General features: G+C 48.3%; 32 protein-coding genes. 6 read left to right on the forward strand and 26 right to left on the reverse strand.

What is annotated here, in order from left to right; translation table 11 throughout:
- Nucleotides 1-21: 21 nt before the first annotated feature.
- From FGU46_RS08150 to FGU46_RS08240, 19 genes are all read right to left on the reverse strand, one after another.
- Nucleotides 22-402, reverse strand: coding sequence for a 30S ribosomal protein S6e (locus FGU46_RS08150; RefSeq protein ID WP_286473898.1), 381 nt, complete (start codon nt 400-402; stop codon nt 22-24).
- A 77-nt stretch (nt 403-479) separates the two neighbouring features.
- Nucleotides 480-2,255, reverse strand: a complete 1,776-nt coding sequence (infB, locus tag FGU46_RS08155; RefSeq protein WP_286473900.1) for a translation initiation factor IF-2 — start codon at nt 2,253-2,255, stop codon at nt 480-482.
- Nucleotides 2,256-2,328: 73 nt separating this feature from the next.
- Complete coding sequence (ndk, locus tag FGU46_RS08160) at nt 2,329-2,787, reverse strand: nucleoside-diphosphate kinase (RefSeq protein ID WP_286473904.1); 459 nt, start codon at nt 2,785-2,787, stop codon at nt 2,329-2,331.
- The gene (locus FGU46_RS08165) at nt 2,784-2,945 is read right to left on the reverse strand and encodes a 50S ribosomal protein L24e (protein ID WP_286473906.1); all 162 of its coding nucleotides are present in this window, start codon (nt 2,943-2,945) and stop codon (nt 2,784-2,786) included. The genes ndk and FGU46_RS08165 overlap by 4 nt, the downstream gene beginning before the upstream one ends.
- Before the next feature lie 16 nt (nt 2,946-2,961).
- Complete coding sequence (locus tag FGU46_RS08170) at nt 2,962-3,168, reverse strand: 30S ribosomal protein S28e (RefSeq protein WP_112124000.1); 207 nt, start codon at nt 3,166-3,168, stop codon at nt 2,962-2,964.
- A gap of 56 nt (nt 3,169-3,224) precedes the next feature.
- Nucleotides 3,225-3,596 (reverse strand): 50S ribosomal protein L7Ae, encoded by a 372-nt coding sequence (rpl7ae, locus tag FGU46_RS08175; RefSeq protein ID WP_286473921.1) that lies wholly within the window; start codon nt 3,594-3,596, stop codon nt 3,225-3,227.
- A 364-nt stretch (nt 3,597-3,960) separates the two neighbouring features.
- Nucleotides 3,961-4,164, reverse strand: coding sequence for a histone family protein (locus FGU46_RS08180; RefSeq protein WP_286473923.1), 204 nt, complete (start codon nt 4,162-4,164; stop codon nt 3,961-3,963).
- Nucleotides 4,165-4,400: 236 nt separating this feature from the next.
- Nucleotides 4,401-5,597, reverse strand: coding sequence for a threonine synthase (gene thrC / locus FGU46_RS08185; RefSeq protein ID WP_286473930.1), 1,197 nt, complete (start codon nt 5,595-5,597; stop codon nt 4,401-4,403).
- 23 nt (nt 5,598-5,620) lie between these two features.
- Nucleotides 5,621-6,301, reverse strand: coding sequence for a stage II sporulation protein M (locus FGU46_RS08190; RefSeq protein WP_286473933.1), 681 nt, complete (start codon nt 6,299-6,301; stop codon nt 5,621-5,623).
- Nucleotides 6,302-6,339: 38 nt separating this feature from the next.
- Nucleotides 6,340-7,434 (reverse strand): tryptophan--tRNA ligase, encoded by a 1,095-nt coding sequence (locus FGU46_RS08195; RefSeq protein WP_286478412.1) that lies wholly within the window; start codon nt 7,432-7,434, stop codon nt 6,340-6,342.
- Nucleotides 7,435-7,493: 59 nt separating this feature from the next.
- Nucleotides 7,494-7,997 (reverse strand): tRNA-intron lyase, encoded by a 504-nt coding sequence (gene endA / locus FGU46_RS08200; protein WP_286473936.1) that lies wholly within the window; start codon nt 7,995-7,997, stop codon nt 7,494-7,496.
- A 41-nt stretch (nt 7,998-8,038) separates the two neighbouring features.
- Entirely contained in the window at nt 8,039-8,623 is a 585-nt protein-coding gene (hxlB, locus tag FGU46_RS08205; protein ID WP_286473939.1) for a 6-phospho-3-hexuloisomerase, read from the reverse strand.
- A 22-nt stretch (nt 8,624-8,645) separates the two neighbouring features.
- Nucleotides 8,646-9,317, reverse strand: a complete 672-nt coding sequence (gene npdG / locus FGU46_RS08210) for an NADPH-dependent F420 reductase (RefSeq protein WP_286473941.1) — start codon at nt 9,315-9,317, stop codon at nt 8,646-8,648.
- A 114-nt stretch (nt 9,318-9,431) separates the two neighbouring features.
- Nucleotides 9,432-10,181: a sugar phosphate isomerase/epimerase family protein gene (locus FGU46_RS08215; RefSeq protein WP_286473943.1), complete on the reverse strand. Its 750-nt coding sequence runs from the start codon at nt 10,179-10,181 to the stop codon at nt 9,432-9,434.
- Between the two features lie 48 nt (nt 10,182-10,229).
- Complete coding sequence (locus FGU46_RS08220; protein WP_286473945.1) at nt 10,230-12,050, reverse strand: PINc/VapC family ATPase; 1,821 nt, start codon at nt 12,048-12,050, stop codon at nt 10,230-10,232.
- A gap of 2 nt (nt 12,051-12,052) precedes the next feature.
- Complete coding sequence (gene hisI / locus FGU46_RS08225; protein ID WP_286478414.1) at nt 12,053-12,454, reverse strand: phosphoribosyl-AMP cyclohydrolase; 402 nt, start codon at nt 12,452-12,454, stop codon at nt 12,053-12,055.
- A gap of 10 nt (nt 12,455-12,464) precedes the next feature.
- Nucleotides 12,465-13,757 carry a histidine--tRNA ligase gene (gene hisS, locus FGU46_RS08230; RefSeq protein WP_286473947.1) on the reverse strand — a complete coding sequence of 431 codons (1,293 nt, stop codon included), beginning with the start codon at nt 13,755-13,757 and terminating at the stop codon, nt 12,465-12,467.
- Nucleotides 13,758-13,900: 143 nt separating this feature from the next.
- Complete coding sequence (locus tag FGU46_RS08235; RefSeq protein WP_286478416.1) at nt 13,901-14,563, reverse strand: RNA ligase partner protein; 663 nt, start codon at nt 14,561-14,563, stop codon at nt 13,901-13,903.
- Between the two features lie 319 nt (nt 14,564-14,882).
- Complete coding sequence (locus tag FGU46_RS08240) at nt 14,883-15,173, reverse strand: DUF5518 domain-containing protein (RefSeq protein WP_353619902.1); 291 nt, start codon at nt 15,171-15,173, stop codon at nt 14,883-14,885.
- Between the two features lie 280 nt (nt 15,174-15,453).
- Here FGU46_RS08240 and FGU46_RS08245 point away from each other — a divergent pair, with 280 nt between their 5' ends.
- From FGU46_RS08245 to FGU46_RS08255, 3 genes are all read left to right on the forward strand, one after another.
- Entirely contained in the window at nt 15,454-16,302 is an 849-nt protein-coding gene (locus FGU46_RS08245) for a shikimate dehydrogenase (RefSeq protein WP_286473949.1), read from the forward strand.
- Between the two features lie 111 nt (nt 16,303-16,413).
- Complete coding sequence (locus FGU46_RS08250) at nt 16,414-16,797, forward strand: hypothetical protein (protein ID WP_286473951.1); 384 nt, start codon at nt 16,414-16,416, stop codon at nt 16,795-16,797.
- A gap of 10 nt (nt 16,798-16,807) precedes the next feature.
- Nucleotides 16,808-17,647, forward strand: coding sequence for a TatD family hydrolase (locus tag FGU46_RS08255; RefSeq protein ID WP_286478420.1), 840 nt, complete (start codon nt 16,808-16,810; stop codon nt 17,645-17,647).
- A gap of 27 nt (nt 17,648-17,674) precedes the next feature.
- Here FGU46_RS08255 and FGU46_RS08260 read toward each other — a convergent pair whose 3' ends face one another.
- The 4 genes from FGU46_RS08260 to FGU46_RS08275 all read right to left on the reverse strand — a co-directional run bounded on the left by FGU46_RS08260 (nt 17,675) and on the right by FGU46_RS08275 (nt 21,177).
- On the reverse strand, nt 17,675-18,253 hold the full coding sequence (locus FGU46_RS08260) for a TIGR00267 family protein (RefSeq protein WP_286473952.1): 579 nt from the start codon (nt 18,251-18,253) through the stop codon (nt 17,675-17,677).
- 35 nt (nt 18,254-18,288) lie between these two features.
- The gene (gene hmgA / locus FGU46_RS08265; protein ID WP_286473954.1) at nt 18,289-19,497 is read right to left on the reverse strand and encodes a hydroxymethylglutaryl-CoA reductase (NADPH); all 1,209 of its coding nucleotides are present in this window, start codon (nt 19,495-19,497) and stop codon (nt 18,289-18,291) included.
- A gap of 26 nt (nt 19,498-19,523) precedes the next feature.
- The gene (gene sucD / locus FGU46_RS08270; RefSeq protein ID WP_286473957.1) at nt 19,524-20,384 is read right to left on the reverse strand and encodes a succinate--CoA ligase subunit alpha; all 861 of its coding nucleotides are present in this window, start codon (nt 20,382-20,384) and stop codon (nt 19,524-19,526) included.
- A gap of 64 nt (nt 20,385-20,448) precedes the next feature.
- A complete protein-coding gene (locus FGU46_RS08275) occupies nt 20,449-21,177 on the reverse strand; it encodes a hypothetical protein (protein WP_286473959.1) in 729 nt (242 codons plus the stop codon).
- A gap of 214 nt (nt 21,178-21,391) precedes the next feature.
- On the opposite strand from FGU46_RS08275, the gene aroD reads away from it, so the two are divergent.
- Both aroD and FGU46_RS08285 read left to right on the forward strand, forming a co-directional pair.
- Nucleotides 21,392-22,096 (forward strand): type I 3-dehydroquinate dehydratase, encoded by a 705-nt coding sequence (aroD, locus tag FGU46_RS08280; RefSeq protein ID WP_286473961.1) that lies wholly within the window; start codon nt 21,392-21,394, stop codon nt 22,094-22,096.
- A complete protein-coding gene (locus tag FGU46_RS08285; protein WP_286473963.1) occupies nt 22,093-22,749 on the forward strand; it encodes a S24/S26 family peptidase in 657 nt (218 codons plus the stop codon). The genes aroD and FGU46_RS08285 overlap by 4 nt, the downstream gene beginning before the upstream one ends.
- Nucleotides 22,750-22,812: 63 nt before the next feature.
- Here FGU46_RS08285 and FGU46_RS08290 read toward each other — a convergent pair whose 3' ends face one another.
- Both FGU46_RS08290 and FGU46_RS08295 read right to left on the reverse strand, forming a co-directional pair.
- Nucleotides 22,813-23,766 (reverse strand): zinc metalloprotease HtpX, encoded by a 954-nt coding sequence (locus FGU46_RS08290; protein ID WP_286473965.1) that lies wholly within the window; start codon nt 23,764-23,766, stop codon nt 22,813-22,815.
- A 78-nt stretch (nt 23,767-23,844) separates the two neighbouring features.
- Nucleotides 23,845-24,462, reverse strand: coding sequence for a DedA family protein (locus FGU46_RS08295; RefSeq protein WP_286473968.1), 618 nt, complete (start codon nt 24,460-24,462; stop codon nt 23,845-23,847).
- Nucleotides 24,463-24,603: 141 nt separating this feature from the next.
- Between FGU46_RS08295 and FGU46_RS08300 the strand changes: the two genes are divergently transcribed.
- On the forward strand, nt 24,604-25,479 hold the full coding sequence (locus tag FGU46_RS08300; RefSeq protein WP_286473971.1) for a DUF368 domain-containing protein: 876 nt from the start codon (nt 24,604-24,606) through the stop codon (nt 25,477-25,479).
- 5 nt (nt 25,480-25,484) lie between these two features.
- Here the strand turns inward: FGU46_RS08300 and FGU46_RS08305 are convergent, their stop codons facing one another.
- Nucleotides 25,485-26,414 (reverse strand): hypothetical protein, encoded by a 930-nt coding sequence (locus tag FGU46_RS08305; RefSeq protein WP_286473974.1) that lies wholly within the window; start codon nt 26,412-26,414, stop codon nt 25,485-25,487.
- Nucleotides 26,415-26,490 lie beyond the last annotated feature (76 nt).

The raw sequence follows: 26,490 nt of genomic DNA on the forward strand, positions 1-26,490 counted from the left end.
GGACTACACCTTTTTGTAATTTTATTCTTCACTGCCTTCCAGGAGTTCAGTGATGCTCTTTTTACCTTTCTTAACCACTACGGTGTTGACCTGCACGATGTCATCAGACAGGGTGTTTCCCCGGACGGTTTTTCGTTTCCTCTGACCTTTTCGGGTGGGTCTGAATCCTACACCGCTGGTGAGCAGGCTTCTTATCCGGCGTGGTCCATCCACATCCCTTTTCATGGGGAAGCCGTTTTTATCACTTCCTCCAGTTATGCGCAGTTGGTAGCCTTCTAGGCCTACCATAGAAGCGTCGAATTCTTCACCAATCTTCAATCCTATGAGCTTCTTGGATAAAGCAGCCTCCACTTCCATTTGATGACTGCTTTTACCTTCTGAAACAACCAGTTTAAATGCCAATCTATCTCCTCCATCTTAACTCTGCTTTATATATTATATTATTTATCGGTTTTTATGCTTTTATTAATGAATCTAACTCACATTCCCCAGTTAGGATCTGCCTTCCTCTTTATCTCCACAATCTCCTCTAGAATTTGGAGTTCATCTTCGTTTAGCTTACCCTTCAACTCTTCTTCCAGGATCTGATAATGGTTCTCAGGGATGTCCACGTATAGCTCGTCTCCTTCCTCCAGGTTACGGCCAAATACTCCGTCTTTTATGGCCATGGCCACTTTAACACCCTTGGAAGCGGCGGCCAGGTTATCTCCCTTATCCTGCATGCTTTCCACACTACCCACCCTGACTCCGTCTTTACTCATCAGGCCGTAGCCCTTCTTGATGGTCCCGGAGAGGATTTCTACCCCGGCGATGGCCGGTTTACTCTGCCTGAATACTAGTTTAGGTATGATCCGGATCCGGGCTGGTTTGATGATGGCCTCCAGCCACTCTTTTTTACGCCTTTCTTCAGCGGCGTCCAGCCATTCCTGGTATTCCTCGGTGAGCTGGTAGATGACGTCGGCAGCGAAGAGTTTTACTTTCCTGTTTTTTAATTCCTCGGCAGCTGAGGGCAGTACTTTGACGTTGAAGGCGATGAGCACTCCGTAGAGGGGTTCTTCATCCTTGACTATGGAGGTGTCGATGACATCCCTACGGGAAACATCACCAATATCCGCGGAGCGGATGGGTATTTCCATGTCTTTGAGGATGTTTAAGAGGGCCTCCAGGGATCCCAGGGTATCCGCCTTGACCACCACTCCCACTTCGTCGGTCTGGATTTTTATCTCTTCCATCTCCTGGAGTATGTGTTCTTTAACCTCCTCCAGGTCTCCCCGGGCCACTCGCAGGGGGGAGCCGGAGACTACGTTCTCAATGTTGGGGGCCACGATCTTGATACCGGCAGCGGCCACCACCTCGTCCACCTTCTGGAATCGTTTTTTGGTGTCTCTTATCTCCTCTAGGGGGTTGGGCTTTAGAAGGGACCTTATCTTGGTGACCAGCACATCGTCCCTGGTAGTCAGGGCGATTTTATCATCCTTTTTCAGTACTCCATCGTATATAACAGCGTCAATGGTGGTTCCCAGTCCCACTTCTTCTTTAATTTCCAGGATAGTCCCCTTGGCCGGGGCGTCTGCTTCAATCTGCAGCTGCTCCTGGAGGTACTGCTGGGCCAGTCCCAGTAGCATGGTTAGAAGTTCGGCAATTCCCTCCCCGGTCTTGGCACTGATGGGGATAATACTCACCTGCCGGGCGAAGTCTCGCACCCGGTCAAAACGTTCGGATTCAAAACCCTCCTGGTGGAGGATTCCCACCAACTCGTAGACCTTGTTGTCCAGAGCGGTCTGCACTTGGGGGTTCTGTTTACTGTAAGTCTGACTGAAAGGCTCTTTTTCGTGGGTCTGCCAGCCGGGTATCCGGTCCATCTTGTTGGCACCCACCACGAAGGGGGTCTGGTACATTTTGAGGATGTTAAGGGCCTCGTAGGTCTGGGGTTTGAAACCCTCGTTGAGGTCCACCATCAGCACCGCCAGGTCAGCCAGGGCCCCACCCCTTTTACGGAGGGTGGTGAAGGCCTCATGGCCGGGAGTGTCAATGAAGAACAGGCCGGGTAAACTTTCCCGGATCTCCAGTTTCTGGATGAACTGGCTGCAGATGGATTCAATAGCTTCCATGGGAATCTCAGTGGCCCCGATGTGTTGGGTTATGCCCCCTGCTTCCTTCTGAGCAATGAAACTTCCCCTGATAAAATCTAGGAGAGTGGTTTTTCCGTGGTCCACATGGCCCAGAACGGATACTATTGGTGATCTGATCTTCAAATTTTCAACCCTCTTACTAAAAGCGCCCCTTAAAAGGAAAGAGCACAAAAAATTATGGCTCTAAGGTTTTAAATTAAGGTTCTTCGTAGATCCATTCCCGGTCTGGGAAGGAGCAATCACATAATTCATCAGCCTTGAAAAAGAGCTTAACTTCCCTTTCTGCTGAGGCTGGAGAATCAGAAGCGTGTATTATGTTCCGACCAGTGTCGATGGCATAATCACCCCTGATGGTTCCTGTATCAGCTTCTTTAGGATTAGTAGCTCCCACCATCTTACGGATGAGAGTGATGCATTCTTCTCCCTCAATTACCGTAGCCAGAACTGGGCCGGAGGTTATGTAATCCACCAGATCAGCGAAGAAGGGTTTTTCTTCATGTTCGGCGTAGTGCTGCTGGGCCAGTTCCCGGGGGATGACCAGCATCTTGGCAGCCACTATCTCCAGGCCTCGTTGTTCGAAACGGGTTAGGATCTTACCGGTCAGTCGACGCAGTACTGCATCAGGCTTTAACATTACGAAGCTTTTTTCCTTCATTGTTTGACCCATTTGACCTTTCTGGGAACTCTTCCCAGTTTAATCCGGTTTTTCTCACATTTACTGCTGCAGAAAAAGAACACAGTACCGTCTTTTTTGATGTACATCTTTCCAGTACCTTCGTTAATTTCTTCTCCGCAGAATGAACACGTTCTCATAATAACACCTTAACCTCTATGGGGTGCGTATTTCCTTGGCTTCCCGGATGGTGTCCAAGAGCATCAGGATATCGCCTTCTTTAATGGCTCCCATAACGTTCCTGGTGAGTATTCGGCCCTTATCCCTTCCGTCCAGTATCCTGCACTTCACCTGCATAACTTCCCCAGTCATGCCTGTTCTTTTTAGTACTTCTATTACTTCGGCAGGAGTTCCATCTTCCATATAATCACCTTCGTAAGATGAGAAAGGTGGTAACCTCTCTCTAGAAACAGTTTAATTTATTTCTTGAGTTCTTCCACCTTTTCTGCCACATCTTTGATGAGCTCGGCGGCTTCGCCAGCGTCAATAATGCCTGCAGATGCAGTTCCCACGTTTAATCCGGCTGCTTCACCTAGTTCATCCTTGGTAGGGATGTATACATAAGGTATTTCTTTTTCTTCAGCCAGTACTGGCATGTGAGCTGCTATTTCTGGTGGATCAATATCCTCTGCTATTAATACCAGTAGTGCGTCGCCTCGTTCCATGGCCTTGGTTACCTCGTTGGTTCCCTTGGTAATCTTACCAGTATCCCGGGCTATCTCCAGGGCCTCATAGGCTTTGTCGGCTAGTTCTTTTGGTACATCAAATTTCACATACATTGCTTTTGCCATTTATTTACCTCCTTTTTCATCTGGTTTCAACCATCCATCGGCAGATCCAAACTTACACGCCCCAGGGGGGTTGTAAGAGCTCATGCCGGATCAGTTAAATGACCGTCAATGATGAATTCTAATTTTTAAACTCACAAAAAAGCACTTCGAATCTAAAATTAGATATCAAAAAGTTAGTTGGAATTGGTATATATACTTATCATTTAGACCCCTCTCTCCCTGGAGTGGGGCCTGCCTGGATATCCCAGGGGTCAAACTAGGATTTTTATATGGTTGCTGAAAAATAGTCAGTGATGATGTAAGAAATTAAAAAAAATAGTGGGTTAAAGAGATAAAAAAAGATATTAAAAGGTTGTAAGGTCACTTACATCCTTTTGACGACCATTTCAATATCGGCTGCTTTAACAGTTTTACGTCCGGCGTGTTTAGCTAGTTTAACAGCGTCTAATGCTATTTCTTCGCCCATTTCTTCTAATGCTTTAGCTAGGGCTTCTCTAGCGTCGTCAGAAACTCTTTCGGCACCGGCGTTCTTTATTATTCTTCCAATGGGAGCTATTGGTAATTCCATATTATTCACCTCAATTTTGTAGATTTGTTAATATACACTGTAGTTGTACTCTTATATATATTTATCCCTAATTACAGTGATTATTCGGTCATTCATATGGTATGGGGTCACCACAACATGATTTATATGATCTTGGGTCATCTAGTTACCAATCGTGACATTATGGGTGGGGTGTAAAAATTTAGAATATAGAGATCCACCAGATTTGCCAGAGGAAAAATCTAGGGCCAAATCGTTCAGGACTGATTTATAATTCGGGACAGTGCACTTATATCAGCATCAACTTCGATAGGCTCCTTACAGGCATTGATTGCAGTATTAGGGTCTTTTAATAGATGTCCGGTTACTATGCAGACGATCTGTTCGCCCTTATCTATCTGACCTGATTCAACCAGCTTCCTAAGGCCAGCGATGGATGCAGCTGAGGCGGGTTCTACCCCGATCCCTTCCCTCCTGGCCAACAGTTTCTGGGCGTCCAGGATCTCTTCATCAGTAACGGTCTCCGCCATACCATCCGACTCATAAATGGCCCGCAGAGCCTTTTTAGCACTCACCGGAGCCCCGATGCGTATGGCTGTAGCCACCGTCTCCGGGTTCTCCACTGGCACAATATCCTCCCAACCCTGTTCAACTGCCCGGGCTATGGGAGCGGCGCCTTCGGCCTGAATACCAGTCATACGGGGCAGGTCCGAAATAAAACCCGCCTCATGAAACTCAGTGATTCCCTTCCAGATGGCGGATATGTTACCGGCATTACCCACCGGTAGTATGATCCGATCCGGAGATTTCCAGCCCAGATCATCCACAATCTCGAATCCAATTGATTTCTGTCCCTCCAGACGGAAGGGGTTAACGGAGTTTAACAGATAAAGCTGTCCCTCCAGGGCCAGGGCCGTCACGGCCTCCAGAGCCTCGTCAAAGTTGCCCCGCACCGATATAACCTCAGCACCGTGGAACATGGCCTGGGCCAGCTTCCCCAGGGCCACCTTACCCGAGGGTAAAAGCACGATACACCTCAAACCAGCCCGGGCAGCGTAGGCAGCCAGAGAAGCCGAAGTATTCCCGGTGGAGGCGCATCCCACTGTATCCACACCTAACTCCCGGGCTTTGGTTATGCCCACACTCATACCCCGATCTTTGAAGCTGCCGGTGGGGTTGGATCCTTCCACCTTCACGTAGAGTTCCACACCCAGATCATCTCCCAGCTTCTGGCAGCGGCAAAAAGGGGTTCCTCCCTCTTCCAGGCTGACTATGAGGGAATGATCCACGGGCATGAATTCCTTGTACTTCCACATGGTGGATTTTCTACACTCAAAAATGTCCCGGGAAACCTGGGGCTGGCATACAACCTCCAGTATAGACCCACACTCCCTGCAGGTATATATTATCTCCTGATTATCGTATTCTGCACCACAGGATATGCATATCATCATTATAAATCACCTTTTTTTTAATTTTAAGATACTCTGAACATGCTGTTTAGAGGATTTTCACTGGCAGTTTGGGTGGTGGCCCCGGTAACGTAGTTGGCCCAGGTAAGGGTGAAGTTAGCCTCTATGAAGGCACCTATCAGTAACAGGATAATGGCGATGGCCAGAAGCACCAGAGATTCCTTAAAATCATCGTAGTAAACATTTAACAAATAGCTGAACTGGTTGGCACGGGACATCTCCGGTTGTATGTGCCGGAGTCCCTTTAAGATATCTACAATCACTCCGGCCAGTTTGAAACCAGCGGCACCCGCTATTATGATCCCCACAATTTCGAAGATACCATGGGGGATGGTGTATACAATGAAATCCACCAGTTGATACTGGGCAGCGGCGTAACCTATGAAGACGCCGTTATAGAACAGGAAAAATACAGTAACGATACCGAAGATCAGTCCTCCCCCATAGAGGAAGAAGGCCACTTTCAGGTTGTTCATGAATATGGAGAAGGTGGTCAGTTGCAGCTCGCCCTGGCTAACCTGCCTTTTCATGTTGTCCAGAACGCTACCCATGACCCATTCCAGTAGCCCGGACAGTGCATATCCAATGAACATGGATGCAAAAAATATTACTGCGGAGATAATCAGGAATCGCTCATTCCTACGGTACAGTCCACCTATATAACTTTCATATCTTTCCCGTGCCATTTAGACCTCCTCCCATTTCAGACGACTAATTATATAATTTATCCTTCCAGCACTTTAAGTGCTTCATCCCGGGCCTGCTCCCGCTTCCGGGTGAGGTGTTCAAATAACTCCCGGACCTTACTGGCGGCCTGCATCTTACACTCCCCACACATGATCTGGCCCTGGGTGCACTGCTTGTAAATTTCTGCCAGCTCCTGATCATCATCCACCAGGTGGTAGAGCAGCATTTCGTATACCACACAGTCGGTGGGGACTCCTCCCAGTTTCTTCTGCTCCTGCAGACTTTCCCTGCCACCAGTCTTAGCGGTTCTTATCTTCTTCTCCGCGACCTCAGGGCTATCAGTCAAAAAGATAGCGGTTTTTGGTTTGCTGCTGGACATTTTACCACCAGTGAGTCCGGTGATAAAACGATGGTAAGTGGAGGAGGGGGTTATGAAGTTAAACCGGTTCTTGAATCGTTCGGCAATGTCACGGGTGAGACGTATGTGGGGGTCCTGATCCGGCCCCACCGGAACCACGGTGGGTTTAGGGCCGCCATAGGTCTCCAGTTGGGGATGGAGTATGTCCGCCACCTGTATCAGGGGCACGTAGAGATGGGATAGGTTGGTTGATCCATTAAAACCATAGATGGCCTTCATCTCATTCCAGTTCACCCTGCGACCCAGCTGGTAGGCTAGATAATTCACATCCTGGTTTTCAGACTGCAGATAAGTGTTTATGTTCTTTAGAGAAAAGTCCAGTCCCAGGGCGATGTAGTTGGTGATGTACTCCTCCAGGGCTATCTTACGGGACTCCTCAAATTCCACTCCCCGGGCGGAATAGGCCTCCATATCGGCGATGGGGATGTATATCTCGGCTCCCATCTTCTGGTACCAGATGATCTGGTCCACGATCATCTTATGGCCAATGTGCATCCGGCCACTGGGCATCATCCCGGTCACCACCGCAAAGGGGCTCTTCTCCCGCAGGGCCTTAATTATACGGCCAAAATCTCGGTGACCGAATATGATCCCCCTCCTCATTAGGAGGGAAGGATCTTCAATATCTCCCAGTAATTCCTGGAAGGGTTTAATTCCAAATTGTTGGATCAGTTTTTCGTAGTCGACTAGGGCTGAACTCCAGGGGTCTATCAGATTCATCACCTTGATCTTAATATTAGAGCTTATGGTCGGGATATAATATAACTGTCTCCCTAGGGCCGGGTCCATTCCACGTTGTAGTAGGTGATGTCCTGTTCATCATCCACCACTGCCAGCATGAGCTTCTTGTTAACTCCATGGGCTACCCGGACGTAACTGGAGAAATCGTTGATGGTTATCTGCTGATCCTCGGTCAGGACCTTTACCAGGAAGTCAGAGTGACCATTCCCTGGAGATCTTCCTCTTTCATAGAGTCTAAACTCTGATCCGTACTTAAAACCGGTTTTTACAATGTAACCCCGGTTTCTGAGGTCCTTGAAAACCAGGTACTTGGTGAAAAGCCCTTTATCCCGCACCACATTGGTGAACTCATCCCGGGATAGTTCTCTGCCCTCAGTAGACAAAGTTAACTTATCCTTTTCTGCCAGAAACAGTGCTTCTATAAGTGGTAATTGTAATTCTTCCTGGATCAACTGTCCGAAATGGCTGTTTTCATGTAGTTTGATGGCTCTCGGACTGGCTACCGTTACCATATCCCCTTGTAGTTTTCCATTCATATCATTCACCGGGTGCATACTACCCTACTTTAAGGAAAAACCTACTCCAGGGTGGCGTGTCTTCTGCGCAGGTCGGTTTCCTTCTGCCCCATACGGGCCATGAACTCAGCTATGAGACCGTCCAGGAACAGATGGGTGGCATCTTCAAACAGGGTACCCATGGGGGTCATGTCATCATAATTCCCCTTTAAAGTGTGGGAAGTGGGATGTTTCCAGGGAACCTTGCTCTTACTATCCATCTTCACCAGCACATCCAAACTCTCACCCAGGGTGGATTGGGGGTTAGTGGTGATGGCCACCACTTTAGCTCCTACTTCCTTGCAAGTCTCTGCTGCTATAGTGACGGTCTTCGTTTCGCCTGATCCAGAAATAGCTACCAGACAGTCTTTATCAGTGATGGCGGGGGTGGTTACATCACCCACCACGTGCACCCGGAATCCCAGGTGCATGAGGCGCATAGCAAAGGCTTTGCCGATCAACTCTGACCGTCCACTGCCTACGATGAACACTGACTGGGAGCTTTTTATAGTGTCTATCATCAGGTTCACCTTCTGAGGGTCGATGCGGGTGATGACATCCAGGGAATGTTTTGCTATCGATTCTGCAGTTTTTTTCAGTATTTCCATATTTAACTTCCTTTTTTAAAATTTAAAGGCCCGTTATCCTTATACCGGCCAGTTTAATCCGGTTACGGATGTTTAAATTTATGAGGAGGGGGGTTATTTTCTCCACGATACGAGCGTTTTCCAGGGGTCCGCAGTCAATGGCCCGGACACCGGGTATTTTCTCCGCCAGCTCCATCACCACCTTTTTGGCCTCAAGATCATCTCCTGATACCAGGCAGTCACACTCCACATCGTTATTGGCGTTGGTTAGGCTGGCTGCACTGATATTGTTAAAGGCTGACACCACCTTCACCTGCTGGTCCTTCAGCATGGCCTGTGATCTCTCGGCAGCCGAACCCTCCCACACATCCACGTAACGGTTAGGCCGACCTGCCAGGCAGCTGTCCAGGGGTACAGTGGCATCCACCATTATCATGCCCTGAAGATCTTCCTGAACCCCTCTCAGGGTAATGATCTGGGCCTGCAGGGGTACGGTGAGCACCGCCAGATCCGCCTCCCGGGCGGCTTCCTGGTTGGTGGCCCCCCTTATATTCCTTGTTTCATCATCAGCCAGCATGTTCTTAACCAGGCTAACTGCATTCTCTGCCTTCTTAACATCCCTGGATCCGATAATGATTTCTTCACCGGCTTTGGCCAGTCTAAGAGCAATTCCAAGGCCTTGATCGCCTGTTCCGCCTATAATTCCCACTTTCATACTAATATCCCCAATTTACCTATTACTTCCATGAATCTGTCAATAAAGAATCTTTTTCTTCGGGCTTTATAAATTATTATACCTGGCCCCGGAAGGGTCCGCCGCTGAACCGGATTACATGAGGCCTTGCAGGTAACTGAGACTGGGTTCTACATCAGAGGCACCTTTAACCTCCACCACCAGGATTCCCCGGTATTTCAGCTTCTGAAGGTCGCCTATAATTGATTTGAAGTCGATTTCAGCCGATCCCAGGGCATGGTGCTGGTCGAATGATCCGTCATTATCCGAGAGGTGCACGTGTTTCACACGGGAAGACTTGAGCATCTCTGTGGTGGGAATGGAATTGTTATGAGCGTGTCCCACGTCCAGGGTTATGTGGGCATCTATGTCTCTAACCAGCCGGTCCAGCTCATCGAGATCCTGGAAGAGAAGACCATCAATGCAGGGCATGTTCTCTACGCACATGGCAACCCCACAATCAGTGGCATAGAGAGCACATTCTGCCAGTGACTCCAGGTTATAGCCTAGGACTGCTTCCTCCAGGTCCCTGCCCAGGATGGGCATCTGGCCGGGATGCACCACCACCACCTCAGCGTCCAGACTCCTGGCCAGGTCCATGGAATGCTTCATCTGTTGTATGGAAGCTTTCCGAATGGCCTGGTTATGGGAGGCCAGGTTTATATCTGACAGCGGGGCGTGGATGGTGGTCTTTATATTAAAGGACTCCAGGTCATCACTCTCCACCTGGTGGTAGGGGTATTCGTTTATTATCTCGCAGAAATCCACTTTAAGATCTTCCAGGCGACCCATTATGTTCTCCAGTTTCTCCGGGTACAGGGCCAGGGTTGAAACACCAATCTTCATCTAAGAGTTCTCCATAGCTATATTCTTAACACTATCCTTTCTTAAACCCTAATCTCTCCGCACCCGGGCTCCTATGGGTCTGTTCTTCTGCAGAGCATCTAAGATGATCTCCGCCAACTCTATATCCTTTTTTATCTTAATATGGCCCTTTTTGCCCACGGTGGCGGTGAACAGGTAATCATTGTTAACCAGGATGTCGAAGGGGGTTCCCACTGATTCTTTGCCAAACTGGAGCACCACGTAGTTACCAGCCAAATCCACTTCCACCGGGGCCTGATCCTGGATCTCCCGGGACTGAAGTGACTCCACACCGATGCTGATACCCACCTGGTTCTCTATTTCCTCTATGTTCTTTCCACGTTTACCTATAAGCTGGGCCACGTACTCTTCATCGATCCACACCGTGGCTCGCCGGTCTGATTTCATATCCACCTTTATCCTGGCCTGGGGGACTCTCTTTTTGATCTCCCGTTCGATCTCCTTCTCAGCGATACGGTGCACTGGAGGTTTCTCCCTTCTCTCCGGGCCCACATCCATGACGATGGTCTGCTCCCCGTAGGTGTAAATCTCATGGGCCAGATTTCCGGTTTCAAAATCTCTGATTTCAATTACCGGCCGGGCCAGATCCGCTTCCACCATTCCGCTGGGCACCTTCACCGTTAATGCCACCTGGTAGATGGCCTTGACCTGTCCCTCATCGATGTAGATGGTGGTGTCTATAATGGAGGGTATCATACCCAGCTCTACCCGGCCGATGATGCGCTGTATGGCATCGATGGGACGAGTGGCGTGCACCACCCCCACCATGCCCACCCCGGCCATCCTCATATCAGCGAAGATACGGAAGTCCTTGGTTTTACGCAGCTCATCGTATATGGTGTAATCCGGACGCACCAGTAGCAGTATATCTGCAGTTTTGCCCATATCCTTCTCCAGGGGGGCGTACTGGGTTATTTCATCTCCCACCTGCAGGTCCCGGGGGGACTCCATGGTCTTCACTATGGAGCCGCTTTTAAGGTAGAACTCGGCCACGGCCTGGGCGAAGGTGGTTTTACCAGCACCGGGGGGCCCGGCAATGAGCACTCCCTTGGCCATGTTCTGCAGACGGTCGATGAGTTTATCAGGAAGACTGTAACTGTCCATGGATACTTTGGCCACCGGCCGGACAATGGTTATCTCCACTCCATCCGAGAATGGTGGCCGGGCAATGGATATCCGGTACTCCCGGAACTGCACCACCGTGGCACCGTCCCACTCTATTTCTATGAAACTTCTAAAGTCACTTTTGGCCCTCTCAACTATTTCACGAGCCATTGACTCTATTTTTGACCGTCTAAGTGGCCTGGAACCTATTCTAACCAGATTAACATTGCCAGGTGTTCCCTTTTTAGCCATGGGGATCACGTTTTCCCGCAGGTGAACGGACATGGTGTTCTTGTCAAAAAAGCGAGTGACCTCGATGTCCCGGTACTCCAGCATCTCCGGCTTCAGGTAAACCGCTTTCAGTCCCTGGGCCTCAGCCACTTCCTTCTGCACCCGGTCACTGGTCATGAGGGTGGCCTGGTATTCTCCGGCGGTGCTGCGGATCATGGCATCTATTTCACCCCCTCGGGCCAGGGAAATCTCATCCAGGGTGGGCCGGCGTCCCACGTAGCTGACATGTATCCGCCCCTCACTGTGCAACTTCTGCAGATTCTTAAGTTCTTCCAATCCATTAAAACCAGTTTCTCTTCCTTTATTTGCCTGGTTTTCCAATTCAGCTACCACTGCCTCGGAGATTATAACTTCACAACCCTTATATTCCTCGTCCTGGACTATACGGGTGATCCGCCCATCCACGATGACACTGGTATCAGGAACAATTTTCAATACTACCCCTCTCCATAGATTTGTTCTGGTTCAAAGACCTTATCTCTCATAATCTTAAGTTTAAAGCCATCATCGGAATCTACTTTCCTGAAAAAACAGGAATAATATCCTTCATGGCAGGCCGCTCCTTCCTGTTTAATTTTTAAAACCAGGGCATCGGCGTCACAGTCCACCATGATCTCCTCCACCTGCTGTTGGTGTCCGGAGCTTTCCCCTTTAAGCCAGATCTTATTCCGGCTGGTGCTCCAGTAGTGGGCGATGCCAGTTTCCAGGGTTAGACTGAGTGCCTCACGGTTCATGAAGGCTACCATCAACACTTCCCCGGTCTTCTGGTCCTGGGCCACGGCAATTAGCAGTTCCTCCCCACCCATAGAGTGTCGGAAATTAAATTCAGATAAATCCATTACCATGAAATCATCCCCTAGTCCTTTCTGTGAGAACATCCACCACATCTTCCAGGGCCACCAGTTCCTGCTGGCCACTGTCCATGTCTTTAACTGTAACCTGGCCCTGTTCCAGGTCCCGGGCACCTACCAACACCACATAATTCACCTTCAGGTTGTTGGCGTGGGACAGTAACTTCTTGAACTTTTTACCGGCCAGATCAGTCTCGGTGGGAATGCCCGCCTCCCGGAGCTTCCGAGCAATCTGGAATGACTTTAATTTGACTTCCGGGGATACTGGTGCCACAAAAACTTCCACAACTTTGTCCAGTGGTAAGTAGGTGCCCTGCTGATGAAGGGCTTCCATGACCCGATCGAAGCCAAAGGCAAATCCAGTGGATTCCACCTTCTCTCCACCAAATATTTCTATTAAATTATAGGTTCCCCCACCACTTATCTGTTTCTGGGCACCCAGTCCGTGGACGTATATCTCAAAAACAGTTCCACTGTAATAATCCAGACCCCGGGCAATACCCAGGTTAACGATGTAGTTGGAAAATCCAACCGAATCCAAGACCTCCAGGAGTCCTTCAAGCTCTTGCAGGGCACCAATGGCCTGGGAATTGTTCATCACCATTTCCTCAACTTGCTCTAGAACTTCACGGTGTCCCTGCAGGCCAATAAGTTCCCGTAGCATGTTTTTATAGGAGTTTTCCATGGTCATGTCTTCTAAAAACTTCATTAACTCCTCAACTTCTCCCTTATCTATGATGGCCATGATCTGGGTTTGTTCCGGGCTGGAAACTTCCGCCTGGTTAAGGATTCCCCTGATTATCCCCAGATTACCAATGTGTATCTCGAAGTCTTCCAGTCCCAGTTCCTCCAGACAATGGGCGGCCAGGGCTATCACTTCACCCTCGGCATCCGGAGACTTACCCCCAATCAGTTCACATCCCATCTGCCAGAACTGCCGGAACCTCCCGGCCTGGGGCCGCTCGTAGCGGAAGCAACTACCAAAATAGTACATTTTCAAGGGTTTAGGAGCTTTCTGGAGTTGGTTAAGGTATAATCTTGCTACCGGGGCGGTTAGTTCAGGCCGGAGGGCCAGGTCTCTACCTCCCTTGTCCTGGAAGTGATAGATCTGTTCTGTGATCCCCTCACCGGATTTGAGGGTGAAAAGTGATAGATCCTCAAAGAGGGGGGTTTTGATCTCCTGGTAACCATACAATTCGAAGATCCTTCTCAGGGTTCCCTCCACATACTTTCTCTTTCTCATTTCCTCAAAGAGGAAATCACGCGTTCCACGCGGTTTTTGTAGTTCCATTTAAGATTCTCCATGAAATTAAGTTGGTAACCAATCTTAAGATTTAAAAATAAATCCCAATCCTATATTTGGAGTAATACCATCTAGTTCTTATAGCTAAACTAGTATGTTACTGTACTATTCCATTTAGTGGTAATATTTCCTTACTCGTAATACTTCAGGTATTCCCGCAGCATCTGGGGGAATGATTTGGCACTCAAAAATCGCAGGCCCAGTCTTTCAGCCCAGACCTTAATACCCTCATCGGCAGCCACCACTCCGGCTTTCAATTCCTTGGCCAGCAGGAGAACATCCAGGTCAGGGGCGCTATCCAGGGTCCCTTTCCTCAGAGCGGCCCGGTACTTTTTACGAAAGTCCTTAATGGCCTTGCCCAGGACTTCCAGTTCTATCTGGTTTTTCTTCTCTCCGCGGGACATCATGACCATGGACTCCACTGCTGCTTCCCATAGGGCACTTTCCGAGATGCGCATGCCCTTGTTCATACGTTCCCTCATGTCCTGCACGTATTCGTAGAAGATCTCCGAGGGAATCTTGGTATCATAACGATTCGGACTTTTCTTAACTATCCAGGTCTCCGACTTAACCATAATACTTTCTGGACACTCGTAACGTGCCATATAATCCGAAAACTCTTTATAAGTTACGGGGGGCATGTGACAGCTTATATTGAGCGTTATCCTGGAACTGGCAATTAGATCCAGAAGTACATCCACGGTCTGGTCCAGTTCACCATTCCCATAATCATCCCTCAACTGATTATCAGTAAATGCCGTTGTGTCTAAAACGAACCTCTGCTTGGCAGGCATCATAACACCCCTAAATAAACTTAAACTATAGAGTCGGTTTAACTTGGTCATTAATTAAAACCTAAACCCTTATCATCCAATACTCTCTAAAATCATCAATATAAAATCTTCCATATAAAGGAAGGATTAAGATTAAATTTTTTTTTAAATTCTAATTTTTACCATGGCATTAAATGAAATATAACCAGTAGGTTAGGTGTTGGAATCCAGATACCGGGTTTAATTCACGGAATTTAATCGTAAAAATAGAAATAATTAAATCAATTGAAATAATTAAATCTAATTGATTGATTTTTTAAAAAAATAAAAAAAATAATAATTAATAGGTGGTCATATTTGGTTTCCTTGTAGGGTGACCTTTAAGAAATCCGACGATGGCCCCGCCGATGAATCCGAGGATACCAAACATAACTACCAGCACCACCGCGACAGCTGCGCCGGCAACTAATCCTATGGCCAGTCCGGCGAATATACCGCCGAAAAGTGCAGCCAGGATGCCCAGGATTAATCCTCCAATAACACCTGATATTGCTCTGTTCACAGCGCCATTCATTGCCCCGCCACTGACCATGTAACCCACAATTATGGTGGCGATTAAAACACCGATTATACTTCACAAGTCCCTTAGTAATGAGAACAGTAGACCTAAGATTATGACTAATAAGGCGCTTTAAAATACTTTGTCATGTCACTTGAAATTGAAGATTGTGATTATACCCTTGATGGTGTAATAAACTATGGTCAGGCTTAAACCCCAAATAGCATAATCTCCAAATAAAAGAGTTTATAACAGAAATAATAAAGTTAGAATGAAGTTGTAACACTAATATTTGAATTCCTTACTTAGTTAGCTTGAATTAAATGAGAAGTATCTGTCTGGTGGTGATTAAATGATAACCGGCAAAACCCTCCTGGTAGGCATCATTGGAGATCCTGTGGAACACAGCCTCTCACCCCCCATGCACAATGCTGCCTTTAAACATCTGGAAATGGATTACGTCTATGTCCCCTTCCATGTAAGTGGTGAGAACCTGGAGAAGGCCATTCAGGGGGCTAGGTCTCTTGAAATAAGGGGTTTGAACGTCACCATACCCCATAAAACCGCGGTGATACCTTACCTGGATGAAGTGGACCCGGCGGCCCAACTTATCGGGGCGGTGAACACCATTAAATTCAACGAAGACAAGGCTAAGGGTTTCAACACCGATGGCTTGGGGGCGGTGAAGGCTTTGGAGGAGATAACCCCGGTTAAAGATAAAAAGGTGCTTATCATGGGTGCCGGAGGAGCGGCCCGGGCCCTGGCCTTCCAGCTAATTTTAAATGGAATTGGAGATTTGGTCATTGCCAACCGCACCCCGGAAAAGGCGGTTCAACTGGCCCTTGATATCCAGAGTAAACTGGAATTCTCCCCAGAGGCCACAGGTCTCGGGGAAGTGGAACTATCCAGTACGGACATCCTTATAAACACCACCTCAGTGGGAATGTATCCCCACCAGGACCAGCCCCCCCTGATTAGGGGTCAACAGATGCACCCGGAACTGGTGGTTAACGATATTATCTACAACCCCCTAAAGACCAATCTCCTGAAGGAAGCAGAAAGTATCGGTGCTAGAACATTAAACGGCACTAAAATGCTGTTATACCAGGGGATGGAGTCCTTCCGTATCTGGACCGGGGTTACCCCTCCGGTGGAAGTGTTCGAAAGAAGCTTGATGAGGACCTTGGGCAACAAGATCTAGCAAATCATCTATTGAATTACCGAGTGATATAAGCATCTTCTTAGTGAAGCATAAGTTTTTAGAAAAAAACCACTAAATATAAACTAAGAGATTATCGTGGGGGCTGATTTTATGAAAGAAGATGGGAAGGATGAGGTAGAGGAGGAAGAAGAGCACGAAAAGTTATCATCTGAGATGGACAAAGTACTATCCACCAGACGATCGGTGCTTAGAATTTTAGTAGCCATATTCGCTTTTTTCTGGTTCCTGGCTGGGGGCTCGGTCCAGACCGTGACATCCTTATCCGGGGAGGCCCTGGGTATCACTGGCTTTGTATCTTTCTTTTTAAGAAACCCCATCACCTTCTTGATCATAGGGATTATCCAGGTGGTTCTCGGGTTAATTATGGTATTATACTTTGTCTCATATATTCCACTGGCTATTTTCCATTTTCTGTGGTCGATAAGATGGTTTTACGGCTACTATCGCTATCGTAATGTAAAAGGAGGATCTTAACATAACCCGGATCCCAGCCACTGACAATCATATACACGTGGATCCCATCAACGGGGAGGGACCCCTGCCTGTGGCCCAGAAATTCCACCGATCCGGTGGCACCGCCATGATCATACCCAACAAGCCCACCTGGACCGTAGGGGAGGGATGTGACTTTGAAAGGGCTATGGAACTGGTGGTGGGCTACGTGGACAGGATAAACAGTGAAACTGAGGTTCAAGCCTTTGCAGTGGTGGGTTCACATCCAGCGGAACTCAGCCGCCTCTTACGGGAAGGAACCACCCTGGGGGATGGTGAACAGTTGATGCGGGAGGCCCTGGAAACCGCCCAGAAACTGGTGCTGGAGGGTCAGGCCGTGGCCATGGGAGAAGTAGGACGACCCCACTATGAGGTCTCCCCGGAGGAGATGGAGGTCCATAATCGGCTGCTCCTCTATGCCATGGAACTGGCCCGGGAGGCAGATTGTCCAGTGCAGCTTCATACCGAAAGCGCCGGTCCCGATGAATTTCTGGAATTTGCCCAGCTGGCCGACCAGGCCGGTCTCAAACGGGAAAAAGTCATCAAACACTTTTCCGGACCCCTGGTGCTGCCGGAGGAGAACCACGGACTTACCCCCTCCTTGATATCCAGTGGAGACGTGATTCGGGCGGGACTTAAAAAAGGAACTAATTTTCTCATGGAAACCGATTACCTGGATGACCTATCCCGGCCTGGGGCAGTCCTGGGGCCTAAAACCGTGCCTAGAAGAACTCGCAAGCTTTTAAATGCTGGTTTAATCAGTGAGGATGACGCATACCGTATCCACGTGGAAAATGTGGAGAGACTGTACGCTATAGAACTGGATTTTTAAAATTATCGGCTGATAAGCGGCTTTCTTTTAGTGGCTGCCACCAATGAGGAAACTGATGACACTGATCACCACTCCGATAATAAGGATTTCCACACTGGTTTTTAACAGACTTTCCCGGGACACCCGGCCCAGGTAGATTCCCAAAAGCACCAGGGCCACAAAGCAAAGGCTTATAGTCCATATTGTTGCTGAAAAGCGGCTTGAAATAAGTAGAAACGGCACCACCGGCACGAAGGAACCGGTGAAACTGGAAAAACCGTGGGTGAACATACTCATGTAGATACGCTTTTTGGCCTCCTGGTGTATGTGAGTGTCGTCCAGCTTACCCTCCTCCAGCATCATCTTCTGCTCCAGTTCCCGGATGGTCCTTACCTCCTCGGCTCTTTCTCCAATGAATGATCCGAAGGCATTGGACATGGCCAGGGCTATTCCCCCACTTAAACCAGTTAAACCAATTACGTAGTTGGGTATCTCGCTTCCAGCCACTCCAGCCACACCACTGGCGGCTAGGATTACTCCCATAACAGCCAGAATCCCGTCCATAGTTCCCAAAGCCACGTAACGGCTCATCTTGAAGTATTCTGCTATGAATTCGTGGATGTTCATATCGATTTTTCTCCAGGTTAAAAAAATAGGGTCGTTTATCCTCTGCCTAGTTCTCGGTGGGCACGGGCCAGGTGACCTGCTCCCAGGGCTCCTAAGAGTGAAAGCTCCCCGGCCAGAACGGTTCCTGCTACTATCTCTGCGAATTTTCCTACCTTACCCGAACCATAGGCGTCCATGATTTCCAGACACTCTCGGGCGGTCTCCAGACGGGTTCCCCCTCCGAAGGTGGCCAGGGGCACATCGGGCAGGGTCACCGAGAAGTACAGATCCCCCTCATCTTCCTGGGCCACGGTTATCCCCAGACTACCCTCCACTATGTGGGCCTCGTCCTGGCCGGTGGCCAGGAATATAGCCCCGATCATATTGGCATAGTGGGCGTTAAAGCCCATACTACCTGATATAGCAGATCCAACAAGATTTTTGGCGATGTTAACCTCCACTATGGCCTCCACGGTGGTGTGCAGTTTCTTCTCCACCACCTCCCGGGGGACCAGGACCTCGGCCACCAGACTCTTACCCCGTCCCTCGATGAGGTTAATAGCGGATGGTTTTTTATCCACGCAGAGGTTACCCGCGAGGGCCACCACATGGGCTCCTGTTTTTTGGCTTAGAACTTCCAGGGCAGCTTCGGTGGCCATGGTTACCATGTTCATACCCATACTGTCCCCGGTGGTGTAAACGAAACGGGGATACAGGTAGCGACCCACCACCACCACTGGATCGATCTTAACCAGTTTACCGTGATGGGTGGTGCTTTCTGCTACTTCTTTTAAATCTTCAAAATTATCTTCAATCCAGGTTCTGACTTTCAGGGCTTCCTGCAGACCTGATGCCTTTATCACTGGAGCTCGGGTCATCTTATCGGCCACGATACCTACCTTAACTCCTCCGGAGGCCTTGATAACTGAACAACCCCGATTCACTGATGCTACCAGAGCTCCTTCCGAAGTGGCCAATGGCACGTAAAAGTCTCCCTGAGCATGTTCTCCCTTAACTGTAAGGGGCCCAGCGATCCCTACCGGTATCTGGATAGCTCCAATGGGATTTTCGATGTTGCGTTTTAGGGCTTCCCCCATATCCATGGAGTAACGAGATAGATGTTCCATTTTTGCCCCGGATATCTTCTGGGCAAATAAGAGGCGTATCAGGGTGGCTTCCTCCGCGCTCTCGGCGTGGTTTTCCACCTGGTGGAGTTTGATCTCTCCTTTTAAGAGTTTATTCACGATATGATCTTTTTCAGGCATGCGACTCACTTTTAAAATAAGATGATTTATAGAAGTTTTTTTATTATTTCCGATATCTGGGAGGGTCGGTCCGCCACTTCCACACCGGCATTCTCCAGAGCGGTCTTTTTACTTAGAGCAGTTCCACTTTCCCCCTCTATTATGGCTCCGGCGTGTCCCATCCTCTTACCTGGAGGAGCGGTAACTCCGGCGATGTAGGCCACCACCGGTTTATCGATGTTCCGGGCGATAAAATCCGCCGCTTTCTCCTCAGCGTTGCCTCCGATCTCTCCAATCATTACCATGGCTCTGGTTCCGGGGTCATCCTGGAATCTCTGGAGGACGTCGCTGTAGTCCAGACCAACCACTGGGTCGCCACCAATACCCAGACAGGTGCTCTGGCCCATGCCGGCCTGGGTGATCTGACTGGCCACTTCATAGGTGAGGGTGCCACTGCGAGACACGATACCCACATCACCCGGATTGAAGATGTGACCTGGCATGATTCCCAGTTTACCAACCCCTGGGGTTATAATACCTGGAGTGTTAGGGCCGATCAGGATTTTATTATTTTTACGGGCGTAGGCCACTATCTCCAGGGTGTCATGGATGGGTATGTGTTCAGTGATCACCACCACGGTTTCCAGCTGTGATAAAGCTTCAAAGGCCGCGTCCTTGGCGAAGGCTGCGGGGATGAATATTATGGACGCATTGACTTCCATTTCTTCCCTGATCTCCTCTATGGAGTTGTACACCGGCACACCCTGGAAGTCCTGGCCACCCTTCCCGGGGGAAGTTCCGGCCACGATGTTGGTGCCATAGTCCAGCATGCTCTGGGTGTGGAAGGAGCCCTGCTTTCCGGTTATGCCCTGCACCACACACTTGGTATTTTCATCGAGAATTATCACCCATAACACCTTCCGATTATCAATTATATAATTATAATTAGTCTTTCTTTAATTTATTAATTAATTACACCTTCAATATTTTCATGCGCTGGGATAATGGTCCAGCCAGGTCCATTACGTTACCGTTCATGTAGGCGCTGACGGACAGGATCACGCTTCCGGGGATGACGTAGGAAGGTGAACCCCTTCTTACCAGGTAAACGTTCTTGTTTCCCAGAGCAGCTCCCACCATGGCTCCGGCTATTGCTCCGACACTCTCCAAGTCCTCAATGGTCACCGCCACCACCGGGTCGTCGGTCATATCCGACACGTAGCCCACTCCGGGTATATTCCTAACACCATCCACACTACCGCCACCAATGTCAGTTACCCCATCCATGCCTGCAGCGGCCTTCATGGCTGATTCGGCCACCAGGTGCACGAAGGACTCACCACCATAGGTATCAAAGGATAAAATTACTGCATCCGGAAACCGGTCCTGCCGTACCCGGGCTTCAGCGTAGGATATGCCCTCTCCAGCACCCTCTGGGGTGGGGGATATTCCATCAATATCTCCCAGGTCCTCGGCATTTTTCTTCAGTATCTCCACCATGGTCTGGTTAACCTTCTCTAGATATTCATCCTCGAGAAAGGCACTGATAACCAGGTCATCCCCGGTTACATTGGTCAGGGCCGCCTTTTGGGCACCGGCCCGTATCAACCGGGGTAGATCCTCTTCTATGCTTTTAACAAGTTCCGGGCTGCAATGCACATCGTTTCGGGAAATATCGGCACCAATGGAAGTTAGTTTCAAATTATCACCTATCTCCTCTTGAGCGGTTAAAGAAGTGGGTTTTTTTAAATTATGGGTAGATAAATTCAGTCATCTGTTTTAGATTATATTAAGATTGGTGGCTCTTATAGATTTTCACTAAAACTATGGCATGGTAAATAATTTTTAGTTTATAATTATAATTATTCCTTCCAACAAAATATTAACAGGTAAAACTAACCTAGGATGCCCCACCATGAATCCAAGTAAGGGAGAAGTGAAGGAATTTTTACAAAAACCCAGATATGTATGTGCTTCCATATTCCATGAAAATGGTGCAGATATGATCAAGTCTGCTGCTGCTGCCATGATAAGTGGGGCGGATCTTGTGGAAATACGTTTAGACGCACTTACTGAACTGGATCCGGAGGGGGTTCGTGATCTCTTAAAGCAGATACCCCATCCTCTGATTGCCACCAACCGCATGAAAGGGGAAGGTGGATTCTTCCAGGGATCAGAAACTGAAAGAATAGAAGTATTACTGGCAGCGGCGGAATGGGCTGATTATGTTGATGTTGAACTCCAGACCAGGGATAAATATATATCCGAAATTATAAAAGCATCTAAATCAACCATAATATCCTACCACAATTTCCAGGAGACTCCCCCCCGGGATGAGCTTTTCAGGATTGCCAGAATGGCCACAGCCGAGGGAGACCTGGCCAAGCTGGCGGTGATGCCCCAAAAGATGCAGGACACGCTCACCGTTCTGGAAGTGGTCTGCCGATGTGAGAATACCATCGCCATTGCCATGGGAAAACTTGGAAGCTACACCCGTGTAGTAGCACCCCTTTTAGGCTCACCAATTACCTATGCATCTTTAGAGGGCGAAATAGCTCCTGGACAACTGGATATAAAAACTACCCGTGAAATCTTAGACGTATTCATAAATAGAAGGTGATATATTTGAAATCAAGGACATGGCTCATTATAGGGATTCTGGTATTGCTATTACTGGCTGTCGCAGCCTACTGGGCCACATCCAGCACCAGTGTTAACATAACTGTAGAGACCAATGGTACCGATGTAACGGTTAAAGGATCCACCTCTCCCCTGCCCCTGGGAAATGTACCTGAGGATATGATATCCCAGATGAAAGATAAGGCCCTGGAGGATGTTCAGGATGAAACTAGCACCGTGGAGAGTATTAAAGCCGACATGGAGAGCATAGCTCAGAGTTACGGCTACACTGCCGAGGTGACACTGGTATCCCAGTTTGGAGAAGACCAGTTGCCCATGCCGGCCACGGTGAAGGGAACTTCCATGGTACCCACCCTGCAGGATGGTCAGGACATAATCGTGCTAAAAACCGACCAGTTTCAGGTTAACGACCTGGTAGTGGCTGTACATCCTGATTATGGTCTTATCGTAAAGAGGGTGGCCGAAATCGATGGCGACCAGGTTTATCTCAAGAGTGACAACCGTGAGACAGAGATTGTAGGCACCGAAAGCAGAGTTGTAAATGGAGTGGAAGAAGTGGTGACCATCGAGAAAACACCACTGGATGCCTGGCTTCCCAAAGAAAATGTGGTAGGGGTAGTGAAGGTTTACTAATCCCTCCTTATTCTTTATTTTTGATTTAAAATAAAAAAAGCTATTTTTAAAAAAAAATTAGGGCTATCCCATTTCAGATAGCCTTTTGATTCGTTTCACCATGTTGGGATGGGTGGACAGCACCTCCATGATCTTACTGCCGGTGCCAATCCGGATGGGAGTGTCTCGTAGTTGAGTTAGTTCCTCCTGGCTGATAACCCCGTCCAGGTTGTGGTCCAGTTGTTGCAGGTTGGATATCTCGTTACGGGCATCGGAGATGTCGTTGACGAAGAAGGCCTTAACCCCTTCCACCTGTTTTATCTGGTCCTTATCAATAGTGGCGGTTCCGTATACCAGTTTATAGAGTGCACTGGCAAGTTTGTGAGGTTTTGCGCCGATTTCCACGCTTCCTTCGTCGGCGTAGTATTCCCGGACCCGGGATATGAACAGTACCAGGAGGTTACCTAGGATGTACCCGGCCAGGGCCACCAATCCAATTATGCCGGCGCCACTGTCACTATCGCCGTCACTGAAGAGGGTGCTGATGAATATGTAGTAACAGATCAGGGGCACCACGCTGATGAGGGTCATCACCGCCATATCCTGATGGCGGATGTGGCTGATCTCGTGTCCCAGGACGGCTTTAAGTTCCTCCTCATCAAGGAGGTTTAAAATGCCCCGGGTTACACAGACCCTGCCGTCTCTTTTGCTTCTACCGAAGGCAAAGGCGTTGGGAAGGTTCACTTCCGCGATACCCACTTTGGGTTGGGGAATGTTGGCATTCATGGCCAGCTCCTCCACCATGGCGTGAAGTTGAGGGGCTTCCTCAGGGGATACATAGTGTACGTGCATTACCGCCTCTACCATCTTGGGTCCCAACAGGTACTGGCCCAGGACCACCACCACGGCCAGGATGGCGAAGAATAGGGGGCTGGAAAGGCCGAAGTAGGTACTGATTATGCCTATTATGGCATATAAGATACCGAATAGGATTATGGTTGCTAACCATAACCTTAAAGTAAGCATGAACTTTCTCATTTTTTTCTAACACCTCTAAGTTTTAGCGCATACTAGTTGTTGACTTACTATATAAAATTAACGAATAATAAAAAGAACTTATTCCAGGTGACTCTTGCCCCGATAGTGATAGATAACATAGGCCAGGAAGGCTACCGCCCCCACCACCACCAGTATATCCAGGTAGTGCCAGTACTGCTGTATGGTGGTCCAGTTAGGGCCTAGAATGAACCCGACATAGCCCAAAGCCAGACACCAGGGTAGGGAACCTACAAAGGTGTAGAAAATGAACTTGTGCAGGTTCATATGGGCGATTCCTGCTGGCAGGGAGATGAAGGTACGAATAACAGGCAGCACTCGGCTGATTAGCACTGCTTCGTGCCCGTACTTGTCGAACCATTCCTCAGCCAGGGTTAGTTTACTGTGGCTGATTAGCACATATTTCCCGTACTTTTCCAGAAAGGGTCTTCCACCCCACCAGCCCACGAAGTAGGCAATGAGGGAGCCAGTCAGGTTACCAAGAGCCCCCACCAGGGTGATGCCCCACAGGGTCATCTGTCCCTCCCAGGCTACGTATCCTGCAAAGGGCATTATAACTTCACTGGGAAGTGGTATGCAGGCGCTTTCGATGGTCATACCCAGGAAAACACCCCAATAACCCAGGGATTCGATGAGATAGATGGCCAGGTTACTTACATATTCAACTAAACTGAACATTACCAAAAAACCTCTTTTGAGAAATAATTATATACGTTCTGGGGGTTTATCTATTTATATTATTTACTCTATTGTTTACAAATTTAATTCTCAAATATCTGCTTATTTCATGGGAATTTCTCAGTTAGGGACGGTTATAAAATGCGAAAAATCAGAATTTACAGGGAAACTTTGTTAATATTTTTAAGGGGACTTCTGATGGGAACCGCCGATGTGATACCCGGAGTCTCCGGAGGCACCATGGCCCTTATCACTGGAATTTATCAGAGACTTATTCACGCCATTAGCCAGATCAACCTTACCTTTCTGTTTTATGCTTTAGAAGGGGAGTGGAGTAAGGCTAGGGAGGAATTAAGGAAGTGGGACTTTAACTTGTTTATCCCTTTACTGGCGGGTATTGGGCTGGCAGTTTTAACCATGTCCAAGGTGATGACCATGCTCCTTACGGTGTACACCGCCCCTACGTATGCCTTCTTTTTTGGTCTGATACTGGCCTCGGCGGGTTTTGTTTACAAGCATGTGGATGAACTGAACTTGAAGAATATAACTTTCCTAATCATCGGGCTGGTATTTGCCATACTATTTGTTGGTTTAAATCCAATCCAGACCAACCATACCCTGCCTATAATCTTCCTTTCAGGGATGATAGCCATCTGCGCCATGATACTCCCCGGTATTTCTGGAGCATTCATATTACTACTTCTAAATCAGTATGAATACATGCTTAATGCTCTGAATGAACTTAAAATTGTGGAGATCATCATTTTTATGTTAGGGGCCTTGATAGGTATTCTTTCTTTTTCACGCCTACTGGATTACCTTTTAGATCACCATAAATCCATAACTATGGCCTTCTTAGTGGGGCTTATGATCGGCACCCTGCGATTACCCTACACTAAAATCAGCACTACTATGGATTCCGTGTGGCCAGTGTTGATCGCTGCGGTCATTGGCTTTGCACTGGTCATCATTCTCGAGAAACAGTTTGAAAAGTATCATATCCCCTGGGAAGCCTAAAAGAGCTACTCAAATTTCTTAAAACTCTGGGGACGGAATCCCATGGTTAGTAATACATTATGATCGGAAATCTCCAATTTTTTTTCAGTAGCCGGGGGTATGGGACTTCCCTTCTTGGCTAAAACGTATCCATTTTTCTTGTTGGCGGCCAGAAACTTACCAGCATCTCCATTAACTATTATGTGGCCTTTGATCATATCTATGGCAGTGAAGTCATCAGTATCACCGTTGATAACCACTGTCCCTCCATTGAGAAGGGCTCCTGTATTTTTACCAGCATTTCCATTTACACGCACCAAACCCTGGCGCATGAGTATCCCGGTGGAGAGATCAACGTTACCCTGAAAGATGATCTGCAGATCCCTATCCAGACGGGCGCCGACGGTGTCCTTAACTGTCCCATCCTGGATAGTGAACTTTTTACCCTCCAAATGGGCCCCGACCAGTTTATCACCCTGCAAGCCATTAGTGGCAATGTCGGTGATGGAACGGAACTGCCGATAATTTTTCTGGGAAGATCTGACCTCTACCAGGTTACCCATGGGTTCTTTAACCTCGCCCTTGACGTAAATAGATCCACGGGTCATGCTGATACCCATACGACTGTCTACATCCCCCTCCACGTACACATCTCCCACCGGGATGTCCTTCCCGGTTCCACCGAAGTACTGGAGATCCACCCCCATACTGGAGGACAAACGATGACCCGCATCGGCTATTATCCGCACATCACCTCCCTGTTTAAGGTGTTCCACCACGGTACCGAAGGTGATTTCCGTTCCCGGGATTAACCAGCTGGGGTCCATCTTTTCTCCATTATGTTGCCAGTGAAAGTTGAAAGTAAAGTCGCACAGGCAGTCCACCCGGCCTTCAGGCTCTATTTCCAGAACTTCTCGTTCTTCTTCCTTTTTCTTGCCACCGAAAATCTTGAACATTAAATTACCCCCATATCCAATCTTTATATAGAGTTTTACACCTTAAACCATATTATATATAAAACCAGAAAAATCT

Source organism: Methanobacterium sp. CWC-01 (assembly GCF_030323845.1).
Lineage (GTDB): Archaea > Methanobacteriota > Methanobacteria > Methanobacteriales > Methanobacteriaceae > Methanobacterium > Methanobacterium aridiramus.

Coding starts and splice junctions, on each gene's coding strand:
- hisS (WP_286473947.1), bottom strand. CDS start 13,757: ATGGAACTACAAAAACCGCGTGGAACGCGTGATTTCCTCTTTGAGGAA.
- FGU46_RS08305 (WP_286473974.1), bottom strand. CDS start 26,414: ATGTTCAAGATTTTCGGTGGCAAGAAAAAGGAAGAAGAACGAGAAGTT.
- FGU46_RS08260 (WP_286473952.1), bottom strand. CDS start 18,253: ATGAACATCCACGAATTCATAGCAGAATACTTCAAGATGAGCCGTTAC.
- ndk (WP_286473904.1), bottom strand. CDS start 2,787: ATGAAGGAAAAAAGCTTCGTAATGTTAAAGCCTGATGCAGTACTGCGT.
- FGU46_RS08170 (WP_112124000.1), bottom strand. CDS start 3,168: ATGGAAGATGGAACTCCTGCCGAAGTAATAGAAGTACTAAAAAGAACA.
- thrC (WP_286473930.1), bottom strand. CDS start 5,597: ATGATGATATGCATATCCTGTGGTGCAGAATACGATAATCAGGAGATA.
- FGU46_RS08190 (WP_286473933.1), bottom strand. CDS start 6,301: ATGGCACGGGAAAGATATGAAAGTTATATAGGTGGACTGTACCGTAGG.
- hxlB (WP_286473939.1), bottom strand. CDS start 8,623: ATGGAAATACTGAAAAAAACTGCAGAATCGATAGCAAAACATTCCCTG.
- FGU46_RS08165 (WP_286473906.1), bottom strand. CDS start 2,945: ATGAGAACGTGTTCATTCTGCGGAGAAGAAATTAACGAAGGTACTGGA.
- FGU46_RS08290 (WP_286473965.1), bottom strand. CDS start 23,766: ATGAGAAAGTTCATGCTTACTTTAAGGTTATGGTTAGCAACCATAATC.
- FGU46_RS08295 (WP_286473968.1), bottom strand. CDS start 24,462: ATGTTCAGTTTAGTTGAATATGTAAGTAACCTGGCCATCTATCTCATC.
- FGU46_RS08300 (WP_286473971.1), top strand. CDS start 24,604: ATGCGAAAAATCAGAATTTACAGGGAAACTTTGTTAATATTTTTAAGG.
- FGU46_RS08245 (WP_286473949.1), top strand. CDS start 15,454: ATGATAACCGGCAAAACCCTCCTGGTAGGCATCATTGGAGATCCTGTG.
- hisI (WP_286478414.1), bottom strand. CDS start 12,454: ATGGATTTATCTGAATTTAATTTCCGACACTCTATGGGTGGGGAGGAA.
- FGU46_RS08250 (WP_286473951.1), top strand. CDS start 16,414: ATGAAAGAAGATGGGAAGGATGAGGTAGAGGAGGAAGAAGAGCACGAA.
- endA (WP_286473936.1), bottom strand. CDS start 7,997: ATGAATGGAAAACTACAAGGGGATATGGTAACGGTAGCCAGTCCGAGA.
- npdG (WP_286473941.1), bottom strand. CDS start 9,317: ATGAAAGTGGGAATTATAGGCGGAACAGGCGATCAAGGCCTTGGAATT.
- hmgA (WP_286473954.1), bottom strand. CDS start 19,497: ATGCCTGAAAAAGATCATATCGTGAATAAACTCTTAAAAGGAGAGATC.
- rpl7ae (WP_286473921.1), bottom strand. CDS start 3,596: ATGGCAAAAGCAATGTATGTGAAATTTGATGTACCAAAAGAACTAGCC.
- FGU46_RS08180 (WP_286473923.1), bottom strand. CDS start 4,164: ATGGAATTACCAATAGCTCCCATTGGAAGAATAATAAAGAACGCCGGT.
- aroD (WP_286473961.1), top strand. CDS start 21,392: ATGAATCCAAGTAAGGGAGAAGTGAAGGAATTTTTACAAAAACCCAGA.
- FGU46_RS08235 (WP_286478416.1), bottom strand. CDS start 14,563: ATGCCTGCCAAGCAGAGGTTCGTTTTAGACACAACGGCATTTACTGAT.
- FGU46_RS08215 (WP_286473943.1), bottom strand. CDS start 10,181: ATGAAGATTGGTGTTTCAACCCTGGCCCTGTACCCGGAGAAACTGGAG.